Origin of the sequence: Pseudoxanthomonas sp. z9, assembly GCF_006542425.1 — a bacterium.
Taxonomy (GTDB): domain Bacteria; phylum Pseudomonadota; class Gammaproteobacteria; order Xanthomonadales; family Xanthomonadaceae; genus Pseudoxanthomonas_A.
In genome coordinates, this window is sequence record NZ_VFID01000007.1 from 177,750 (window position 1) to 195,804 (window position 18,055).

General features: G+C 67.5%; 14 protein-coding genes. 1 reads left to right on the forward strand and 13 read right to left on the reverse strand.

All coding sequences use genetic code 11. The features are described from left to right. Window positions 1-50: 50 nt before the first annotated feature. A complete protein-coding gene (locus FG323_RS07860) occupies window positions 51-1,994 on the forward strand; it encodes an acetyl-CoA hydrolase/transferase C-terminal domain-containing protein (protein WP_141453972.1) in 1,944 nt (647 codons plus the stop codon). Window positions 1,995-2,284: 290 nt separating this feature from the next. Here the strand turns inward: FG323_RS07860 and tkt are convergent, their stop codons facing one another. The 13 genes from tkt to FG323_RS07925 form a co-directional block, all read right to left on the reverse strand. After that, complete coding sequence (gene tkt, locus FG323_RS07865) at window positions 2,285-4,285, reverse strand: transketolase (protein ID WP_141453973.1); 2,001 nt, start codon at window positions 4,283-4,285, stop codon at window positions 2,285-2,287. A gap of 224 nt (window positions 4,286-4,509) precedes the next feature. Then, window positions 4,510-5,874 carry a dicarboxylate/amino acid:cation symporter gene (locus FG323_RS07870; protein ID WP_141453974.1) on the reverse strand — a complete coding sequence of 455 codons (1,365 nt, stop codon included), beginning with the start codon at window positions 5,872-5,874 and terminating at the stop codon, window positions 4,510-4,512. 77 nt (window positions 5,875-5,951) lie between these two features. Further along, on the reverse strand, window positions 5,952-7,580 hold the full coding sequence (locus tag FG323_RS07875) for a BatD family protein (RefSeq protein WP_255470102.1): 1,629 nt from the start codon (window positions 7,578-7,580) through the stop codon (window positions 5,952-5,954). A gap of 26 nt (window positions 7,581-7,606) precedes the next feature. After that, window positions 7,607-9,367, reverse strand: a complete 1,761-nt coding sequence (locus tag FG323_RS07880) for a tetratricopeptide repeat protein (protein ID WP_141453976.1) — start codon at window positions 9,365-9,367, stop codon at window positions 7,607-7,609. Beyond that, window positions 9,364-10,386 (reverse strand): VWA domain-containing protein, encoded by a 1,023-nt coding sequence (locus tag FG323_RS07885; protein ID WP_141453977.1) that lies wholly within the window; start codon window positions 10,384-10,386, stop codon window positions 9,364-9,366. The genes FG323_RS07880 and FG323_RS07885 overlap by 4 nt, the downstream gene beginning before the upstream one ends. Further along, window positions 10,383-10,835, reverse strand: coding sequence for a DUF4381 domain-containing protein (locus FG323_RS07890; RefSeq protein ID WP_141453978.1), 453 nt, complete (start codon window positions 10,833-10,835; stop codon window positions 10,383-10,385). The genes FG323_RS07885 and FG323_RS07890 overlap by 4 nt, the downstream gene beginning before the upstream one ends. Further along, window positions 10,835-11,737: a DUF58 domain-containing protein gene (locus FG323_RS07895; RefSeq protein ID WP_141453979.1), complete on the reverse strand. Its 903-nt coding sequence runs from the start codon at window positions 11,735-11,737 to the stop codon at window positions 10,835-10,837. The genes FG323_RS07890 and FG323_RS07895 overlap by 1 nt, the downstream gene beginning before the upstream one ends. Window positions 11,738-11,747: 10 nt before the next feature. Continuing rightward, entirely contained in the window at window positions 11,748-12,758 is a 1,011-nt protein-coding gene (locus FG323_RS07900) for a MoxR family ATPase (RefSeq protein ID WP_141453980.1), read from the reverse strand. A 170-nt stretch (window positions 12,759-12,928) separates the two neighbouring features. Further along, the gene (locus FG323_RS07905) at window positions 12,929-14,869 is read right to left on the reverse strand and encodes a type IV pilus secretin PilQ family protein (RefSeq protein ID WP_141453981.1); all 1,941 of its coding nucleotides are present in this window, start codon (window positions 14,867-14,869) and stop codon (window positions 12,929-12,931) included. Between the two features lie 14 nt (window positions 14,870-14,883). Beyond that, complete coding sequence (locus tag FG323_RS07910; protein WP_255470143.1) at window positions 14,884-15,372, reverse strand: pilus assembly protein PilP; 489 nt, start codon at window positions 15,370-15,372, stop codon at window positions 14,884-14,886. Between the two features lie 44 nt (window positions 15,373-15,416). Next, entirely contained in the window at window positions 15,417-16,082 is a 666-nt protein-coding gene (gene pilO, locus FG323_RS07915; RefSeq protein WP_141453983.1) for a type 4a pilus biogenesis protein PilO, read from the reverse strand. Then, window positions 16,079-16,879, reverse strand: coding sequence for a PilN domain-containing protein (locus FG323_RS07920; RefSeq protein WP_141453984.1), 801 nt, complete (start codon window positions 16,877-16,879; stop codon window positions 16,079-16,081). The genes pilO and FG323_RS07920 overlap by 4 nt, the downstream gene beginning before the upstream one ends. Continuing rightward, on the reverse strand, window positions 16,879-17,937 hold the full coding sequence (locus FG323_RS07925) for a pilus assembly protein PilM (RefSeq protein ID WP_249889715.1): 1,059 nt from the start codon (window positions 17,935-17,937) through the stop codon (window positions 16,879-16,881). Before FG323_RS07925 ends, FG323_RS07920 begins: the two co-directional genes overlap by 1 nt. Window positions 17,938-18,055: the final 118 nt, after the last annotated feature.

Sequence of the window (18,055 nt, forward strand, 5' to 3'; positions counted from 1 at the left end):
AGACGCCTCGTTCCTGCCTCCCTCACCGGCTTTCGCCTAAGCTTGCGCGCATGACCGTTCACCTGGACTCCCTCGACGGCGCCGTCGAATTCATCCTCCAGCACACCCCGCAGACCCTGCGCATGGGCGCGCCGCTGGGCATCGGCAAACCGCATCGCCTGCTCAATGCGCTATACGCGCGACTGCGGGAGGACGCTTCCCGCCCGTGGTTCCTCTACACCGCGCTGTCGCTGGATCCGCCGCAGGCGCACGCGGGCCTGGAAGCGCGCTTTCTCCAGCCCTTCGCCTCGCGCCATTTCGGCGACGATTTCCCGCGCCTGGACTACGTGCAGGCGATGAAGCGCGACGCATTGCCTGCGCACATCGAAATCGAGGAGTTCTACATGCAGTCCGGTGCGCTGCTGTCCTCCTCGCAGGCGCAGCGGCGCTACGCGAGCCTCAACTACACCCACGTGGCGCGGGCGCTGGGCGATCGCGCGCTCAACGTGATCGTGCAGAAGGTGGCGCGCGAGCCCGGCGGAAACCGGCTGTCGCTCTCGTGCAACAACGACCTCACCCAGGACGCGGTGGAGGCGGTGCTGGCACGCGGCCTGCCCCGCCCACTGCTGGTGGCGGAAGTGGATCCGCAACTGCCCTGGCTGGGCGGCACCGCGGCGGTGGATGAGGACTACTTCGACGCGGTGGTGACCCCGCCCGGCCCCTATCCGATGCTGTTCGGACTGCCGCGCCAGCCGGTCTCCGATGCAGAATACGCGATCGGCCTGTACGCCAGCGCGCTGGTGCGCGACGGCGGCACCCTGCAGATCGGCATCGGTGCGCTGGCCGATGCGCTCTGCCACGCGCTGGTGCTGCGCCATACCGACAACGCCGCGTATCGAGAGGTACTGGCGGCACTGGATCCCCGGCTCGAACAGCACCCCGCGGTGATCGAGAGTGGCGGCCTGGATCCTTTCGAAGCCGGCCTGTACGGCTGCAGCGAAATGATCAACGAGGGATTCAAGCGGCTGGTGGAAACCGGCGTGATCCGCCGCAAGGTGGTCGACGACGAACTGCTGATGCAACGCATCGCCGACGGCACCGCGAACCTCGGCGACCAGGCGCGGCTGCAGCGCGACGGCGAGTACCTGCACGGCGCGTTCTACCTGGGATCGCCAGCCTTCTACGACTGGCTGCGCACGCTCCCCGATGACGAGCGCCGCGCCATCGGCATGCGCCGCATCGGCAGCGTCAACCAGATCTATGGCGGCCACGAGTCGCTGGAACGCCTGCAACGCCGCGAGGCGCGCTTCTTCAACTCGGCGATGATGATGACCGCGCTCGGAGCGGCGGTGTCGGATGGGCTGGAAGATGGGCGGGTCGTGTCCGGCGTCGGTGGGCAGTACAACTTCGTGGCGATGGCGCATGCGCTGGAAGACGCACGCTCGGTGCTGATGTTCCGCGCCATCCGCGACGCCGGCGGCAAGACCCATTCGAACGTGCGCTGGAACTACGGCCACACCACCATCCCGCGCCATCTGCGCGATCTGTGCATCAACGAGTACGGCATCGCCGATCTGCGCGGCCGCAACGACGAGGACTGCGTGATCGCGATGGCCGGCATCACCGACGCGCGCTTCCAGTCCGGCCTGCTGGAGGAAGCACAGCGCAGCCGCAAGCTTCGTCGCGAATTCGTTCCGCCGGCGGCCTGGACGGAGAACACGCCCGCGCATCTGACCGCGCGCCTGCGCCGCTTCCGCCACGACGGCACCCTGCCCGACTACCCACTGGGCAGCGATTTCACCGAAGTGGAACAGCGCCTGGTGAAAGCCCTGTCCTGGCTGAAGAGCCACACCACCACGCCACTGGGCAAGGTGGGCACGGTGTTGCGGGCAATGTCAGCGGGTGTCGCCGATGCCGAGGCGATGGAGCGGATGGGATTGAGGAATCCCGCCGGTTGGGGTGAGCGCGTGGAGGCGAAGCTGCTGGCATTGGGATTGCGGGAAACCCGGGGTTAGCCCAGGCCGCATCGCCACCACCGACGTAGAGCGGAGCTCGCTCCGCTGCTTTGCTTTTGTTGTTGATTTTTTGCTGTTTCTCCCACCAGGACCTTCACCCCTGAAATCCAGGCCCGACCGATCATCCGTCTGCCGCAACCGCCGCCAATCGAACGGCAACGACCACGGCAGCGGAGCAAGCTCCGCTCTACGGTGCAATCGACGGGTGTCGGCGGCAACGGTACGCACCCACAAAAAAAAGGCCGGGCTCACGCCCGGCCTTTTTCGTGACTCACGACGGCAAGTCCGTCTCAATCCAGCGACTTCACCGCCTCGACCACCTTCTCCACGGTGATGCCGAAGTGCTTGTAAAGCGCTTCCGCCGGCGCGGAGGCACCGAAGCTCTCCATGCCAACGACCGCGCCGTCCAGGCCGACATACTTGCGCCAGAAATCGGTGGTCGCCGCTTCCACTGCCACGCGCTTGCGCACCGCCTTCGGCAGCACCGCTTCGCGGTACTCGGCCGGCTGGCGATCGAACACGTCGGTCGACGGCATCGACACCACGCGGGTCTTCATGCCTTCGGCATCCAGCGTGGTCTTGGCCTGCATGGCCAGGCCCACTTCCGAGCCGGTGGCGATCAGGATCACGTCCGGGGTGCCGGCGGCATCGGCCAGCACGTAGCCACCACGCGCGATGTCTGCGACCTGCGCTTCGCTGCGCGCCTGGTGCGGCAGATTCTGGCGCGAGAAGATCAGGCAGCTCGGGCCGTCGCGGCGGACGATCGCCGCTTTCCACGACACCGCCGACTCGACCGCGTCGCACGGGCGCCACACGTCGTTATTGTGGATGTAGCGCAGCGACGCCAGATGCTCGACCGGCTGGTGGGTCGGACCGTCCTCGCCCAGGCCGATGGAATCGTGGGTGTAGACGTGGATGGCATGGGCCGGAATCAGCGCGCTCATGCGCACCGCGTTGCGCGCGTAATCGCTGAACACCAGGAAGGTCGCGTCGAACGGCAGGAAACCGCCGTGCAGCGCCAGGCCGTTGCTGATCGCGGTCATGCCGAACTCGCGCACGCCGTAGTACACGTAGTTGGCGTTCGGATCATCGGTGGCGACCGACTTGCTGGCCTTCCACAGGGTCAGGTTGGAGTGCGCCAGATCCGCCGAACCGCCGATCATTTCCGGCAGCAGCGGGGCGAACGCTTCGATCGCCAGCTGCGAAGCCTTGCGCGAGGCGATCACCGGGCCTTCGGCCTGGGTCTTGGCGATGAAGGCATCGGCGGCGGCCAGGAAGCCTTCCGGCAGGTCGCCATGCGAGCGGCGGCTCAGTTCGGCGGCCTGTTCCGGATACTGCGCGGCGTACTTGTCGAACAGCATGTTCCACTGTTCCTCGCGCACCAGGCCGGTGTTGCCGGCGCGCCAGCCGTCGTAGATTTCCTGCGGAATCTCGAACGGACCATACGGCCATTCCAGCGCCTTGCGGGTGGCTTCCAGTTCTTCCTTGCCCAGCGGCGCGCCGTGCGAGGATTCCTTGCCGGCCTTGTTCGGCGAACCGAAACCAATCGTGGTGCGGCAGCAGATCAGCACCGGCTTGTCTTCCGACTTCAGCGCGGTGTCGATGGCGGCCTTGATCTCGACCGGATCATGGCCGTTGACATTGCGCACCACCTGCCAGCCATAGGCTTCGAAGCGCGCGGGGGTGTCGTCGGTGAACCAGCCATCGGTGTTGCCGTCGATCGAGATGTGGTTGTCGTCCCAGAAGCAGACCAGCTTGTTCAGGCCCCAGGTACCGGCCAGCGAGGCGGCTTCGTGCGACACGCCTTCCATCAGGCAGCCGTCGCCCATGAACACCCAGGTGCGGTGATCGACGATTTCGAATTCGGGGCGATTGAAGCGCTGCGCGAGCAGCTTCTCGGCCAGGGCGAAACCGACCGCGTTGGCGAAGCCCTGTCCCAGCGGCCCGGTGGTCGTCTCCACGCCGGGGGTTTCATGGCGCTCCGGATGGCCGGCGGTCTTGCTGTGCAGCTGGCGGAAATGCTTGAGCTCTTCCAGCGGCAGGTCGTAGCCGCTCAGGTGCAGCAGCGCGTACTGCAGCATCGAACCGTGGCCGTTGGACAGGATGAAGCGATCGCGGTTGAACCAGTGCGGGTTCTTCGGGCTGTGGCTCAGGTAGTCGTTCCACAGAACTTCGGCGATGTCGGCCATGCCCATGGGCATGCCGGGATGGCCGGACTTGGCGGTTTCCACCGCGTCGGCGGCGAGGAAACGGATGGCGTTGGCGAGCTGGCGGCGGGAGGGCGTCGTCATGGGGAGATCGGGGCTTTGGAGTGGCGCGCCGGAATGCGGGCCGCCCATTGTCCCATAGACCGGCGGCCGGGCAGAAACGGCGGAATCGCCCTGGGAATCGAATCCCCCCTTGAATCAGTGACTTGCGGAGACCCTGAATTTCCTGTCTTCAGTGTTCCCGGCCGCGAAACGCCGACGCCCCGCGATCAGCGGGGCGTCGGAAGCGGATCCGGCAGGTCGCGGGCTCAGGCGTGCCCGCGATCGGTTTCGCCCTTGGACACCATCGCCGCAATCGCGATGTCGCCGGTGACGTTGAGGGTGGTGCGGCACATGTCGAGAAAATGGTTGACGCCCAGGATCAGGCCGATGCCCTGCGGCGGCACGCCCACCATGCCGCAGATCATCGCCACCACCGGGAGCGAGCCCGACGGCACGCCGGCCGTGCCGATGCCGCCGAGGATGCACACCAGCATCACCAGCACTTGCTGGAACAGGGTGAGATCAACGCCGAAGAACTGGGCCAGGAAGATCACCGTCACGCCCTCGAACAGCGCGGTGCCGTTCTGGTTGGCGGTGGCGCCCACGGTCAGCACGAAGCGCGAAATCCGCGGCGGCAGGCCGAGCTTTTCTTCCGCCACCCGCAGCGAGGTCGGCAGGGTGGCGTTGCTGGAGGCGGTGGAGAACGCCAGCACCATCGCTTCCTGGGTACCGCGGAAGAACGCGCGCGGCGAATAGCCGCCGATCGCGCGCAACGCGATCGAATAGACCACGAACAGGTGCAGGGCCAGCGCCAATACGACCACGCCGACGTAACTGGCGAGCTTGAACAGCAGGTCCCAGCCGAACTTCGCGGCCAGGTCGAACATGAAGCAGAACACCGCGTACGGAGCCAGGCGGATGACCAGTCCGATCAGGGTCATCGACACGTCGAACAGGCCCTGGATGCCCTCGCGCAGCGTATCGGTGGCCTTGCCGGGCGTCAGCACCATGCCGATGCCCAGCATCAGGGCGAAGAACATCACCGCCAGGATGGTGTTGTCGGCGGCAGCCTTGATGACGTTGTCCGGCACGATCGACAGCAGCATGTCGAGCCCGTGCGGCTGCTCGTGCGTGCTGGCGACGATGGCACTGGCGCGTTGCGCCCCCTCGGCCAGCAGGTGCTGGGCGGTGTCGCGGTCGATGCCGCTACCCGGTTGCAGCCAGTTGACCAGCAGCAGTCCCAGCACCACCGCGATGGACGACATCAGCACGGTATAGCCCAGGGTGCGCCAGCCTACCCGGCCGAATGCCCGGATATCGCCCATCTCGGAAACGCCGACCACCAGCGCCGAGAACAACAGCGGCACCACCAGCATGAAGATGAGATTGAGGAACAATTGGCCAATCGGCCCGGTCACGTAGCTGGTGATCAGCTGCACCCATGGGGTGCACTGCCAAGGCAGATCGGCGGCCCCGGCGACGCAGGCCGGATTGCCGGCGCCGGCGGCGGTCAGCTGGCCGATTCCCGTCATGTACACCAGCAATCCCATTGCCAGGCCGGCGATGAAACCGATCGCCATTTTCCAGTGCAGCGGTAGCTTGTTCTTGCCGGTGGTCGGGGCTTCGGTCATGAGGGATGCCTTCGGAACGAAGCATCCAGCTTAGCAAACCTCCCCGGGGCGGCCGTTGTGCGCCTGCGTCAGCGCACTCAGGCCGGCGGATACAGCGGCGGCAACGGCGCCCGCGGCGGTATGGTCTCCCCGCGCCAGCGGGGACCATCGGCGAATGCCGCCCTCAGCGCGCCGCGGGCGGCGCTGCCGTCGCCATCGGCCCACCGGGCCCGCCGCAATTGTTCCACCGCATCGCGTTGCGCAGGCGGCTGCAGGCGCCGCACGAGTTCATCCAGATCCGCCGCTGGCGGGCTGGCCATGCCGCACAACACCTCGCCCACCTCGTCCAGACTGCCGGTGTCCAGCGCGCGCTTGAGATCCGGCAACGCATGACGAGGCGCCACCGCCGCATGGCCGGCACCGCCGTGCGCAGGCACCGGCGCGGGAGCGCGCCTGCGCTGGAGCGCCCATACCAGGGTGATCAGCCAGAGCACCGCAAAGGCGGCCGCCAGCCATGGCCAGATGCCATCGCCTGCGAGCGCGCTGCCGCTTTCCGCCGAGCCGAGGAGCGTAGCGGGCGCTGCCCCCGGCACGGCGTTGGCCGGCGCGGCCGCCCCGGCGGCGACCTGCAACGGCAGATCCGGCAACCGGGCCATTTTCGCCGCGCTGGCCGCCACGTCCCACCAGGGAATCCCCAGCCCGGACACCGTCAGCCGTCCCGGGCGATCCGGCACCACCGCATAGCGCTGGGTCCATTTCACCTGCGGCGCGCCGCCAGTGAAGGTCTCGTCATACTGGATGGGTTCGGCGAACACCTGCGCGCCCGGTACCGATGGCACCGGCATCTCCGGAAGTTGCGCCCGGGTGGCGCCCTCGGCGATGCCTTCGACAACCAGCGTCGCCGCCTCGCCCACCCGTGCCGCCGTGGGCGCGCCGACATAGCGCATGCGCAGATCCCGCAACGGCAACCAGGGTTGCGGCGCACCCGGCGGCTGCGCACGCACCGTCAGTGCGCGGGGCGCACCAGCCACCCGCAACTCGCGCCGCCCGTTGCCGACCAGATCGTCGAACCAGCCGCCCGCGCCACGCCCGTTGAACCGGGGCGCCGGCAGGGTCACCGTGCCGCTGCGCTCGGGCACCAGCAGGAAGCGCCGTTCGATCAGGTTGTAGCGGCGGCCATTGATCTCCCGACTGCCCTGCACGTCGTCGCCGACCTTCTGCAGCACCGCACCGTCCGGCGCATCCAGATCCAGTTCGCCGGACACCAGCGGCACGCCATAGAACAGGCGCAGCACAACCCCCACGCTCTGCTGGACATAAGGCGTGGCATCGTCCACTTCGGTTTCCAGGAACACATCCGCATTGCCCGCGCGCGTGGCGACCGGCGGCGCGGGCCGGACCGTCAACGCGATGGGTGCGGTGCGCTGTTTTCCGACCTGCAGCGCGGGAATGACCAGGTTGCCTTCGCGACGCGGCCGCAGCGTGATCTGGTAAGTCACCCGCGAAGCGCTGGTGCCGTTGATCATTTCGAACGAACGGCCGCTGCTCTGGTCCAGCAGTTCGAAGTCCTGCATCAGCGGGGTGAGATCCGGCGCCGATGCAGCTCCCGTCGACTGGATGGTCAGCGCCACCGTGTCGCCGAGATCGATCGGGTTGCGATCCAGACGCGCTTCGACCTGCGCGTGTGCCGGCCATGCGGCCAGTGCCAGCACAAGCCAAATCAACACGCCCATCGGATGTCGCCACCACGCGTTCATTGCCCTTCCCTCGTCCGACGTTCGTGTTCCAGTTGGAATTTGGCCTTCAGCAATCCGCCCGGATCATCCGGTACCCGCTTCAACCAGGCCTGCAGGGCCTGGCGGCGCTCGCGTTCGGCGGGCGTCTCCTCGGCGGCGGCCTGGCCCGTCGAAGCCTTGCCGTCGCGCTTCTCCGATTGCCGTGCGAGTGCCTGGCGCATGCGCTCGCGCTGCGCCGCGTCGGCGGCCTGCTGGGCTTGCGGATCCGCGGGTGAATCCGGCGACTGCGAGGCCGTCCGCGCCGGGGATTGTGCCGAATCCGCCTGTTGCCGCGACGGCGGTTTTTCGGGTGTCGCCGATGGTTGCTGTCCCTGCTGTTGCGAGGCGGCGGCATTGCTCGCCGCACGCGAGGCATTCGGCGAGGCGCCGGCGTTGCCGGCACCCCGATCAGGGGAATTCTTGCCCTGCTGTCCCTGTCCCTGTCCCTGCTGGCGCTGGCGCGCCTGTTCGACCGCGCGGCGATTCGCGATCGCATCCTGCATGCCCGGCTGCCGCTGCAACGCCCTGTCATAGGCGCCGATGGCTTCGTCGTAACGGCCCTGCTTGGCCAATGCGTTGCCGAGGTTGTAGTACGCCTCGGCATTGTCCTGGCCGGCGAACGCCTGTTCCGCCGCGGTGAAGTCGCCCTTGCGGTAGGCCTGTACGCCCTGCTCGATCCGCGCGTGCTGCAGTTGATCCGCGCGGCGCCACCAGTTGCCGTCGGCGGCCTGCGAAGGCAGTGCCCACAGCAATGAACAAACGGCCAGCAGCATCAACGCGGCGCCGCGGCGGAACGCCAGCAACATCAGCAGCATCAACGGAGGCAGCAACCAGTAGCCCTCGTCCAGCCACGCCTTGCCGCGCGCACCCGACGGGCTGGCGGCATCGATGCTGTCCGGTGCCAGCACGCCCAGTGCTTCCAGATCCGTGCCCTCGCGTGCCAGCATCTCGAAACGCCCGCCACCGCGCTGGGCCAACTGGCGCAGCGACGCCGCATCCAGCCGCGTCCGGGCCAACGCGCCATCGCGTGCGCGGTAGGCGGCTCCAGCTTCGCTGCCCAGGCCCAGCACGGAAACGCGATAGCCCTGTCCGGACGCCCGGGCCGCCGCTTCGAGCGCGGCCGCGTCCGCATGATCCGCCATCAGCAGGATCTCGCCGCGGTCGAAACCCGCCTGCTTCAGCAACCGCGCCGACCAATCAATCGCACGATCCGTCCGCTGCCCATCGACAGGCATGACATCGGGAGACAGCGCGTCAAGGAACAACGCGATGTTGTCCGCGTCTTCGGTCAACGGGGCCACCGTGAACGCATCGCCCGCGTATGCCACCAGCGCGACCTGTCCGCCCTGGCGCTGTCGCAGCAACGCAGCCAGCTTGCCACGCGCCTGCAACAGGCGCGACGGCGGCAGATCGGCGGCTTCAACCGCGCTGGACAGATCCAGGGCGATGACCAGCGGGGCGCGTTGTTCCCACAACGGCTGCTCGCCCTGGCGCCAGCTCGGTCCGGCCAACGCCACTATCGCCATCGCGAAGCCCAGCACCAACAGGATCGGCGCGATCCAGCCCGCGCGTCCCGCACCGGCAAGCAGGTGCGGCAACAGATGCGCATCCACCGCCTGCCGCCAGACATTCGCCCGTCGTTGGCGCAGCCGCCAGCCCGCGCCGATCAACGGCGCCAGCAGCAACAGCCACAGCAACTGCGGGCGCAGGAAGTGCAGCGATTCCATCCACCCCGTCATGCGCGCCTCCGCGGCAATGCGAACGCGACCAGTCCCACGCACAGTGCCGCCGCCAGCGGCAGCGGATAGCGTTCGACGCGCGGACGCACCTGTTCACCGGGCAGTTCCACCGGCTCCAGGCGATCCAGCTCCGCATAGATGCTCGCCAGTTGCTCGATGTCGCGGGCGCGGAAGAAACGCCCTCCGGTCTGCCTGGCGATGCGGCGCAGGGTGTCCTCGTCGATCTCCTCTCCGCCGGCGCCGGGCAATGGCACCGCCATGCCGAAGAACGAAGTCATGCCGCTGCCGCCAAAGGCGATGGTGTGCACGCGCACGCGCGCCTGTGCCGCGAGTTCGGCCGCCTTCAGCGGCTCCAGCATGCCCGCGGTGTTCACGCCGTCGGTCAGCAGGATCAATACGCGCTGCCCTTTTTCCTGCGCCGCCAATCGCTTGACCGCCAGGCCGATCGCATCGCCCACCGCGGTTTCCCTGCCGGCCAGTCCCACCACGCTGTCGCGCAACTGCTCGCGCACGCTCTGTCGGTCCAGCGTCAGCGGAGTGAGCGCATAGGCGCGCTGCCCGAACACGAGCAGGCCGACCCGATCGCCGGCACGGCGATCGAGGAAATCCGCGAGTACCGCTTTTGCGGCTGTCAGCCGATCCACCACGCTGCCGCCGAGTTCCATGTCGGCCTCGCTCATGCTGCCGGACAGGTCCACGGCCAGCATCAGGTCACGTCCGCTTTGCGGTGGCGTGACGGCCTCGCCGAACGTCTGCGGCCGGGCCGCCGCCGCGCACAGCAGGAACCAGGCCAGCCAGGCCAGCGCCGCCACCCGGCGCTTGCCCAGGAATCCATGCGTCGCCGCGATGGCCTGCAGGTTTCCACCATAGGGAACACGCAGCGCCGCCGAGGTGCTCCGGACCGGCGGCAACAACCAGCGCACCAGCCACGGAAGCGGAAACGCCAGCCACATCCACGGCCACGCGAATCCGGCGTACGCGTCGCGCAAGGTCTGCAGCAGCGGCCAGTCGCCGATCATCGCTTGCCCGCCATCAATTGCAGGAAACGCGCACGCGCCAGCCCCCGCAGGCGCGCCACCGCATCGAGGTCCACTTCCCGCCGGTAGCCGCCATCCAGCAGCAGGCGGCCGTCTCCCTGCGAGAAGGCTCCCGCGGTGTCGCCATCAAGAAACCGCAGCCACGCTTCACCCGACAGGCGGACCGCGCTGGAATCGACCTCGCGCGCCGCGCGCCGCAGCAGATCGGACATCGCCGCCACCTGCGCGGCCGGTGCGTGGCCCAGGCCGCTCTCGTCGAACCACCGTAGCCACCGGCGCCGGCGCTGGCGCCGACGCCAATGGCGCACCACGAAAAACAGGACGACCATCGCCAGCAATCCCGCCAGCCACCACCAACCGGGCGCCAGCGGCCACCAGGTCGGCGCGGGCGGCAAATGAACATCGCGCAGGACCAGATCGGCCGGTTTCATCAGGCCACCTGCGGCGTCGATCCGCCCGCCGGCAACCAGGATTCACTCGGTGCATCGCCACGCAGGGCGTAGGCGCGCACGCCACGCAATGGCAATCCGCGCACCGCCGCCTGCATGGGCTCCGAGAAGAACTGCTGCCAGCGCTGCCGCTGGGTGGCGTCGGCGAGGTCGAGTTCCACCCGGTGTCCACCGGTCTGGAACGGCAGTGATGACGCCGGTGGCGAAGCTTCCAGCGCGTCGAACAGCATCAGCACGCTGATTTCGTGGTGCGCGGCCCAACGCGGCCAGTCACTCTGCGGAATGGCCGCGACGCTGTGCGGATCAGCCAGCACGATCAGACGCGAGCCAGGCCGCAGCAGGCGCGCGGCGTGGTCCAATGCCACCGCCAGTCCCTGGTCGTCCACGGGAGGACGCTCGTACCAGCGCACCAGTGCATCCAGCACGCGCAGCGCTCCCCGCGTCCCGGATGCTGGCGCCACCGGCGGCTCGGCGGCGGTACCGCGCAGCGCCGCGACGCGATCACCGTCGCGTATCGCGCTCCAGGCCGCCACCGCGCCAGCGCGCGCGGCCTGGGTGGATTTGAAACGAATCCGGGTGCCGAAATACAGCAGCGGCGAAGTATCGGCCACGATCAGCGTCAGCCGTTCGCGTTCGGCCTGGAATAGTTTGGTATGGGTGCGCCCGCTGCGCGCGGTCAGTCGCCAGTCGATGTGGCGCACGTCGTCGCCGGGTACGTACTCACGCGATTCGGCGTACTCCATACCCCTTCCACGCAGGGTCGAGGCCGCCGGTCCGGTGATCGAATGCCGGCCGTGGCGCGCCGGCTTGCGTCGCTGCGCGGTGGCGCGCAGCGCGACCAGTTCGGCCAGAGTCGGGGCGATGCCGTCGCCGTTGATCGCCATGCCGGTTCCCTCAGGGCAACGGCACGACGTCGAGCAGCGCCGCGACCAGCCGATCACCATCCCAGCCCTCGGCGGTGGCTTCGTAGCTGGGAAGTACGCGATGGCGCAGCACGTCCGGGGCGATCGCGCGCACGTCCTCGGGCGTCACGTAGTCGCGTCCGGCCAACCAGGCACGCGCGCGCGCGCAGCGTTCCAGCGCGATGGAGCCGCGCGGACTCGCGCCCCATGCGATGCGCCGCGCCAGTTTCGGGTCGTAACGCGTGGCATCGCGCGATGCGAGCACCAGTTCGATCAGGTAGCGCTCGAGCTGGGGCGCCACGTGAAGATCCAGCACCGCCTTGCGCGCGGCGAACACATCTTCCTGCGGCATCCGGGTCAGCGTGGCCGGCACCGGTTTCAGGGTCTGCTGCGCGCGCTCGCGCGCCAGGCGCAGGATTTCCGCTTCCGCGGATGCCTCGGGATAGCCGATGCGCACATGCATCAGGAAGCGATCGAGCTGTGCCTCCGGCAGCGGGAAAGTGCCTTCCTGCTCGATCGGATTCTGGGTCGCCATCACCAGGAACAGCGCAGGCAGCGGATAGGTGTGCCGACCGACGGTGACCTGTCGTTCGCCCATGGCCTCCAGCAACGCGGACTGCACCTTGGCCGGCGCGCGGTTGATCTCGTCGGCCAGCAACAGCGGGTGGAAGATGGGACCCGGCTGGAACTCGAAACGGCCGTCCTGGGGACGCCACACCTCGGTGCCGGTCAGATCGGCGGGCAGGAGGTCCGGGGTGAACTGGACCCGGGCGAAGTCCGCCTCCAGCCGGCCCGCCAGCGCCCGGACCGCCGTGGTCTTGGCCAGGCCCGGCGCCCCCTCGACCAGCAGGTGACCATCCGCGAGCAGCGCTATCAGCAGGCGTTCGATGAGTGCGGCCTGGCCGACGATGGTATCCGACAGGTCCTGCCTCAGCGCGGTGAACGCGGCGTGCAGGCGCCCCTGCTCGGGTAGCGGAAGCGGCGCGGAAGCGGAATTTTCCATCGGGAGCGGCTGTGCGGAATCGGAGGGCCATTGTGACCCAAGGAAAGATGGATTGGTTCAGCCAGCCCCATCCACCGGTTTAGCCCGCGTGCACCTGGTCCTCGTGACGCCAGAAACGCGGACGGGGGCCGAAGCCCCCGTCGCCATTCCGATTGCGGACTGCGCGCGCTTCAGTTGGCCGCGCGCGACAGCGCCTGCTGCGGTGCCACCCGAAGGACCTTCGGGGTGACGAAGATCAGCAACTCCGCCTTCTCCTTGCTGCGGCCCTTCTTCTTGAACAGATTGCCCAGGAAGGGGATGTCGCCGAGGAACGGCACCTTGGCGATGCTGGTGCGGTCGGTGAACTCGTAGACACCGCCGATGACCACGGTCTGGCCGTCATCGACCAGCACGGCGGTATTGATCTCGCGCTTGGCGATTTCCGGCACCGAACCAAAATCACCCAGATCAATGAACCGCAGCACCTCGTCCTTCTTCACGTTCAGCGCCAGGAACACGCGGTTGTCGCTGGTGATGGTCGGCACGACCTTCAATTCCAGCAGGGCTTCCTTGAACTGCACCGTGGGGGTCAGCACGCCAGTACCGCCGCCGGTAACCGTCAGGTAGCCGACCTCACGACCCTGCTTGATGACCGCTTCGCGCTGGTTGGTGGTAACCAGGCGAGGATTGGAGATGACCTCGCCACGCCCCTCTTCCTGCAACGCCTGCAGTTCGATATCCAGGTTGAAGTTGCGTCCCAGCAGCGTGTAGGCGATGGATGCGGGATTCCCGAGCGTGTAGGTCTTCGCGGGCAGATTGACATTGAGTCCCCGCGTCGCCGGCGTCGTGGGACCCGTCGTCGCTGGCAGGGTGCTGCCCACTGTGCCGGTGTTGTCGCCTCCGTTGAAGCTTCGGCGGCCACCGATGCCGAACTTCGCGCCCAGGTCGCGTGCGAAGGTATCCGTGGCGATGACGATGCGGCCCTCGATCAGGACCTGATCCACCGGTCGATCGATCACGCTGATGAGCTCGCGCATCTGCGCGATCTTCTTCGGGATGTCGCTGATCATCAGCGTGTTGGTACGTTCGTCGGCAACGATGCGCCCGCGTGGCGACAGGAAGCTGTTTTCCTGTTGGTTGTTGCCGCTGCCACCGCCGGAATTCGAATTGCCGATGCCCTTGGCTTCGGTGATGGCCTTGAAGATCGCGCCGGCGTTGTGGTAGTTGATCTGGATGTAGTCGGTGACCAGATCCTCGCGATTCTCGATCGCGATGCGCGCGTCTTCCTTGTCCTGCTCGAACTTGGCCAGTTCCTGTTGCGGGGCCACCCACATCACGCCGCCATCGCGCCGCTTGTCCAGGCCCTTGGCGCGCAGGACGATGTCCAGCGCCTGATCCCAGGGCACGTTGACCAGTCGCAGGGTCACGTTGCCCTGCACGGTGTCGGAAGCGACGATGTTGAGGTTGGATTCCTCGGCGATCAGCTGCAGGACGGTGCGGACCGGCACATCCTGGAAGTTGAACGTCACCGGACGTCCCCCGTAGGCGCGGGCGTTCTGCGTGGCCGCCACCTTGGCGGCCGCGCTGGCGACCGTACCCGCGGCCGTACCGCCGGGCGCTCCCATTGCCGGCTTGTCCGCCCGCGGGGCGATTTCCACCACGTACTCGTTGCCGGTCTGGTAGGCCAGCGATTCGAAGGCGCCCTGGGTGCTGAGCACCAGCTGGGTACCCTTGCCACTGGGACGGGCGTCAACCCGCTGCACCGGGGTGGCGAAGTCGACCACGTTCAGGCCACGCTGCAGGGTGGCGGGAATCTCGGCATTGCCGACATCCACCACCACCGAGGAGCCCAGGTTGCGCAGGTCGGGCGCCGCGCCGGCCCGGTCGAACTTGACCACCAGCCTGCCCGCGCCGTCGTCGCCGCGGCGGAAGTCGATATTGGTGATGGCGACCTGCCCGGCCGCCGGCGTGGCGGCCGGTGCCGCGGCTGGCGCGGTCGCCTGGGGTACCGGATTGGCCGCGCCGGCCGCACCCGTGGCGACCAGCAGGCCGATGGCGAAACCCAGGCCCTGGATCCTGAGCGAAGCCAGGCGCCGGATCGGCCGCAGGCCATTAGCGTTTGAAGCGGTCATCGTGTTTCCCCCAATCATTGATCTTCAAGCGCGACCGAAGCGGGCCGTTCCAGCCAGCCGCCAGCGCCATCCGGCACCAGTTCGACCATTTCGATGCCGTCCTCGCGTACCGCGGTGACGCGACCATCGCTCTGGCCCATGTAATTGCCCGGCCGGATCCGGTAGGTCACCTTGTCCGGCGCCATCACCAGGGCAATCAGGCCCGGTCCTTTGCCGATGGTCCCCACCATGTCCAGGCTGTCCAGCGGATATTGCTCGAGGGTTTCCTTGCGGCGATTCGGGTCGGGCCGCAGGCCCCCGTTGTCCACGTTGCTCCAGGCATTGCTGAACGGATCACGCAGGCTCTGCGCGGCATATTCGAAGGTTTCGAACTGCTGCATGACCGGCAATGGATCCAGCGGAGGCGCGGGACGGGCGCGTACGTCCGCCACCCACTTCTCCAGATTGGGCGCATCGCCCGGCGTGCTGGTGACGCCACGCGCGCAGCCCACCAGCGACACCATCAGGCAAGCCAGGAACAAGGGGCGGAGAGCGGAGTGCATGTTCTTCACTTCTTCCCAGCCTTTGCCGCATCGGCGGCAGCCTTCTCCTGGTCCTCGATTTCCTTCTCGTCGAGGTAACGATAGGTCTTCACCGTGCCCGACAGTTCAAGCGCGCCGCGGCTGGTGATGGCGCCCTTGCCCTCCTTGGGCTTGAGCGAGATGTCGTGCATGGTCAGGATGACCACGCGCGGCAGCGAAGCCACGCCGCTGACGAAGGCACCGAACTGGTGGTAGCTGCCGACCATGCGCAGGGCGATCGGCTTCTCGGCGTAGAACTCCTTCGGCGTCTCCGGTCCAGGCTGGAACAGCTCGTTGGACAGGCCGCTGGACAGCGCCGTCTGCGAGATGTCGATGATCAGGTCCGGCATCTCGGTCTTGCTGGGCAGTTGACGCAGCATCTGCTGCAGCACCTGCTCCATCTGCGCCAGTTGCTGCTTCAGCGGGCCCAGGTTGGCGGCACGCCCCTGCTTGTCCTCGAAGTCGCTACGCAGCGTGCTCTCCTGGCGTTCCAGTTGCACGAGATCCTGGCGCTTGCCCTTGATCACCAGCAAATAGGCCATCACCACGATGAACAGGCCGACGATCACGCAGAAACCAATCTTGGCGTTCTGCGGCCAGGCACCGATGTTGTTGATGTCGAGATTCTTGAGCGATGTCTTTTTCTGGCTCATGACGCATTCCCCGGGCTGTTGGCGGGCGTCTGGGCCGGAGTCGAGGGAGCGGCCGGAGTGGCGGCTGGCGCCGCCGGTTGCGAGGCGGGCGCGGGAGCGGTGGCCGGCGCCTGCCCGTCGGGAGCCGCCGGGGTGGCCGGCGCGGCGGTGGCGGAGGGTGCCTCGACCGCACTGGCTTCGGACAGCGCGGCGCTTTCCGGAGTCTGGCCGTCCTTGCCTTCCGGGGCATTCGGGTTGGCCAGCCGCACCTGCAGGTTGAATACGTAGGGCAGCGAGCTGCTGATCCCGCCGGTCAATGCCTTGGCGTCCTCCGCCTTGGCTTCGATGATCGCCAGGTCGGGCTTGGTCATCCAGCCGGAGCCTTCCAGATTGCGCATGTATTCGCTGACCCGGGCGTTGGACTGCGCGCGCCCTTCCAGGGTCAGGACCTCGCCTTCCTGCTTGATGTTCGACAACGCCACGCCATCGGGAATCGTGCGCACCAGCGAGTCGAACAGGTGGACCATCTGCGACCGGTTGGCCTGCAGTTGCTCGATCACCTTCTTGCGCGCCAGCAGGCGATCCTTCTGCTTGTCCAGCGCCTCGATTTCCTTGATCTGGGATTCGACCTTCTGGATTTCGCCGGTCAGGAAATCATTGCGAACCATCTGACCGCTGATCTGGCGGTCGTAATGGAACCACAGCAGGAACGACAGCAGCACGCCGCCCAGTGCGGCGAGGCCCAGCATGGCGTAGAAATCTCGCTGCCGCTGCGCGCGCCGTTCGGCCCGCCAGGGGAGTAGGTTGATTCTTGCCATCAGTCGAAGCTCCTCAGCGCCAGCCCGGTGGCAATCATCAGCGCCGGCGCATCCTGGGCCAGCGCGTGCGCCTGGACGCGCGGCCCGAGGGTCATCTGCGAGAGCGGATTGGCCACCACCGTCGGCACGCCGAGTTGCTCTTCCACCATTTCCGGCAGGCCGGACAGCGCGGCGCAGCCGCCGGCCAGCACGATCTGGTCGACCCGGTTGAATTCACTGCCGGCGTAGAAGAACTGCAACAGGCGGCTGATCTGCTGCACCGTGGCTTCCTTGAACGGTTCCAGCACTTCGACCTCGTAGCTCTCGGGGAGCCCGCCCTGGCGCTTGGCCAGGCCGGCTTCCTCGTAGGTGAGCCCGTAGCGGCGCATCACCTCGTCGGTCAGCTGCTTGCCGCCGAACACCTGTTCGCGGCTGTACAGGCTGCGGCCACGACGCAGGACGTTCAGGGTGGTCATGGTCGCGCCGATGTCGACCAGCGCCACCACGCCGTCCTGCGGAATCGGCAGTTCATCGGCGATCAGCGCGAAGGCGTTCTCGACCGCGAAGGCCTCCACGTCCATCACCCTGGCGGTCAGCCCGCCGAGTTCCAGCGCCGACTGGCGCAGCTCGACGTTCTCCGAACGCGAGGCGGCCAACAGCACCTGCACCATCTCGGGGTTGTTCGGCATCGGGCCGAGCACCTCGAAATCGAGGTTCACTTCCTCGATCGGGTACGGGATGTAGTTGACCGCCTCCAGCTCGACCTGGGCCTCGAGATCACTCTCGTCCAGTTCGGCGGGCATCGGGATGATCTTGGTGATGACGGCCGAGCCGGCCACCGCGGCGGCGGCGTGCTTGACCTTGGTTCCTGCCCGCGTCACCGCGCGCCGGATGGCCTCGCCGACGGCCTCGACCTCGACGATGTTCTTTTCCACCACGGCATTGGGCGGCAACGGTTCGACCGCGTAGTGTTCCACGCGGTAACGGTTACCGACGCGGGAAAGCTGCAGGAGCTTGACCGCGGTCGAACTGATATCGACGCCGACCAGCGGCGCCTGGCTTCTTGGGATTAGCCCCACGGTCTTTCCCCTTCCGACGGGCATTGGACGGTACTTCTACCGGCCACATTAATAACCAACTCTTTACGCTTGGCAACCTGAGTTTTCGTGGCTGTGCGGCTTGTCACGGTTCACGAAG

What these genes read in the sequence shown, in the direction of transcription:
- FG323_RS07860 (WP_141453972.1), top strand. Translation starts at nt 51, where the DNA reads ATGACCGTTCACCTGGACTCCCTCGACGGCGCCGTCGAATTCATCCTC.
- tkt (WP_141453973.1), bottom strand. Translation starts at nt 4,285, where the DNA reads ATGACGACGCCCTCCCGCCGCCAGCTCGCCAACGCCATCCGTTTCCTC.
- FG323_RS07870 (WP_141453974.1), bottom strand. Translation starts at nt 5,874, where the DNA reads ATGACCGAAGCCCCGACCACCGGCAAGAACAAGCTACCGCTGCACTGG.
- FG323_RS07880 (WP_141453976.1), bottom strand. Translation starts at nt 9,367, where the DNA reads ATGACGGGGTGGATGGAATCGCTGCACTTCCTGCGCCCGCAGTTGCTG.
- FG323_RS07885 (WP_141453977.1), bottom strand. Translation starts at nt 10,386, where the DNA reads ATGATCGGCGACTGGCCGCTGCTGCAGACCTTGCGCGACGCGTACGCC.
- FG323_RS07890 (WP_141453978.1), bottom strand. Translation starts at nt 10,835, where the DNA reads ATGAAACCGGCCGATCTGGTCCTGCGCGATGTTCATTTGCCGCCCGCG.
- FG323_RS07895 (WP_141453979.1), bottom strand. Translation starts at nt 11,737, where the DNA reads ATGGCGATCAACGGCGACGGCATCGCCCCGACTCTGGCCGAACTGGTC.
- FG323_RS07900 (WP_141453980.1), bottom strand. Translation starts at nt 12,758, where the DNA reads ATGGAAAATTCCGCTTCCGCGCCGCTTCCGCTACCCGAGCAGGGGCGC.
- FG323_RS07905 (WP_141453981.1), bottom strand. Translation starts at nt 14,869, where the DNA reads ATGACCGCTTCAAACGCTAATGGCCTGCGGCCGATCCGGCGCCTGGCT.
- FG323_RS07910 (WP_255470143.1), bottom strand. Translation starts at nt 15,372, where the DNA reads ATGGTGTCGCTGGTGGGCTGCGCGCGTGGCGTCACCAGCACGCCGGGC.
- pilO (WP_141453983.1), bottom strand. Translation starts at nt 16,082, where the DNA reads ATGAGCCAGAAAAAGACATCGCTCAAGAATCTCGACATCAACAACATC.
- FG323_RS07920 (WP_141453984.1), bottom strand. Translation starts at nt 16,879, where the DNA reads ATGGCAAGAATCAACCTACTCCCCTGGCGGGCCGAACGGCGCGCGCAG.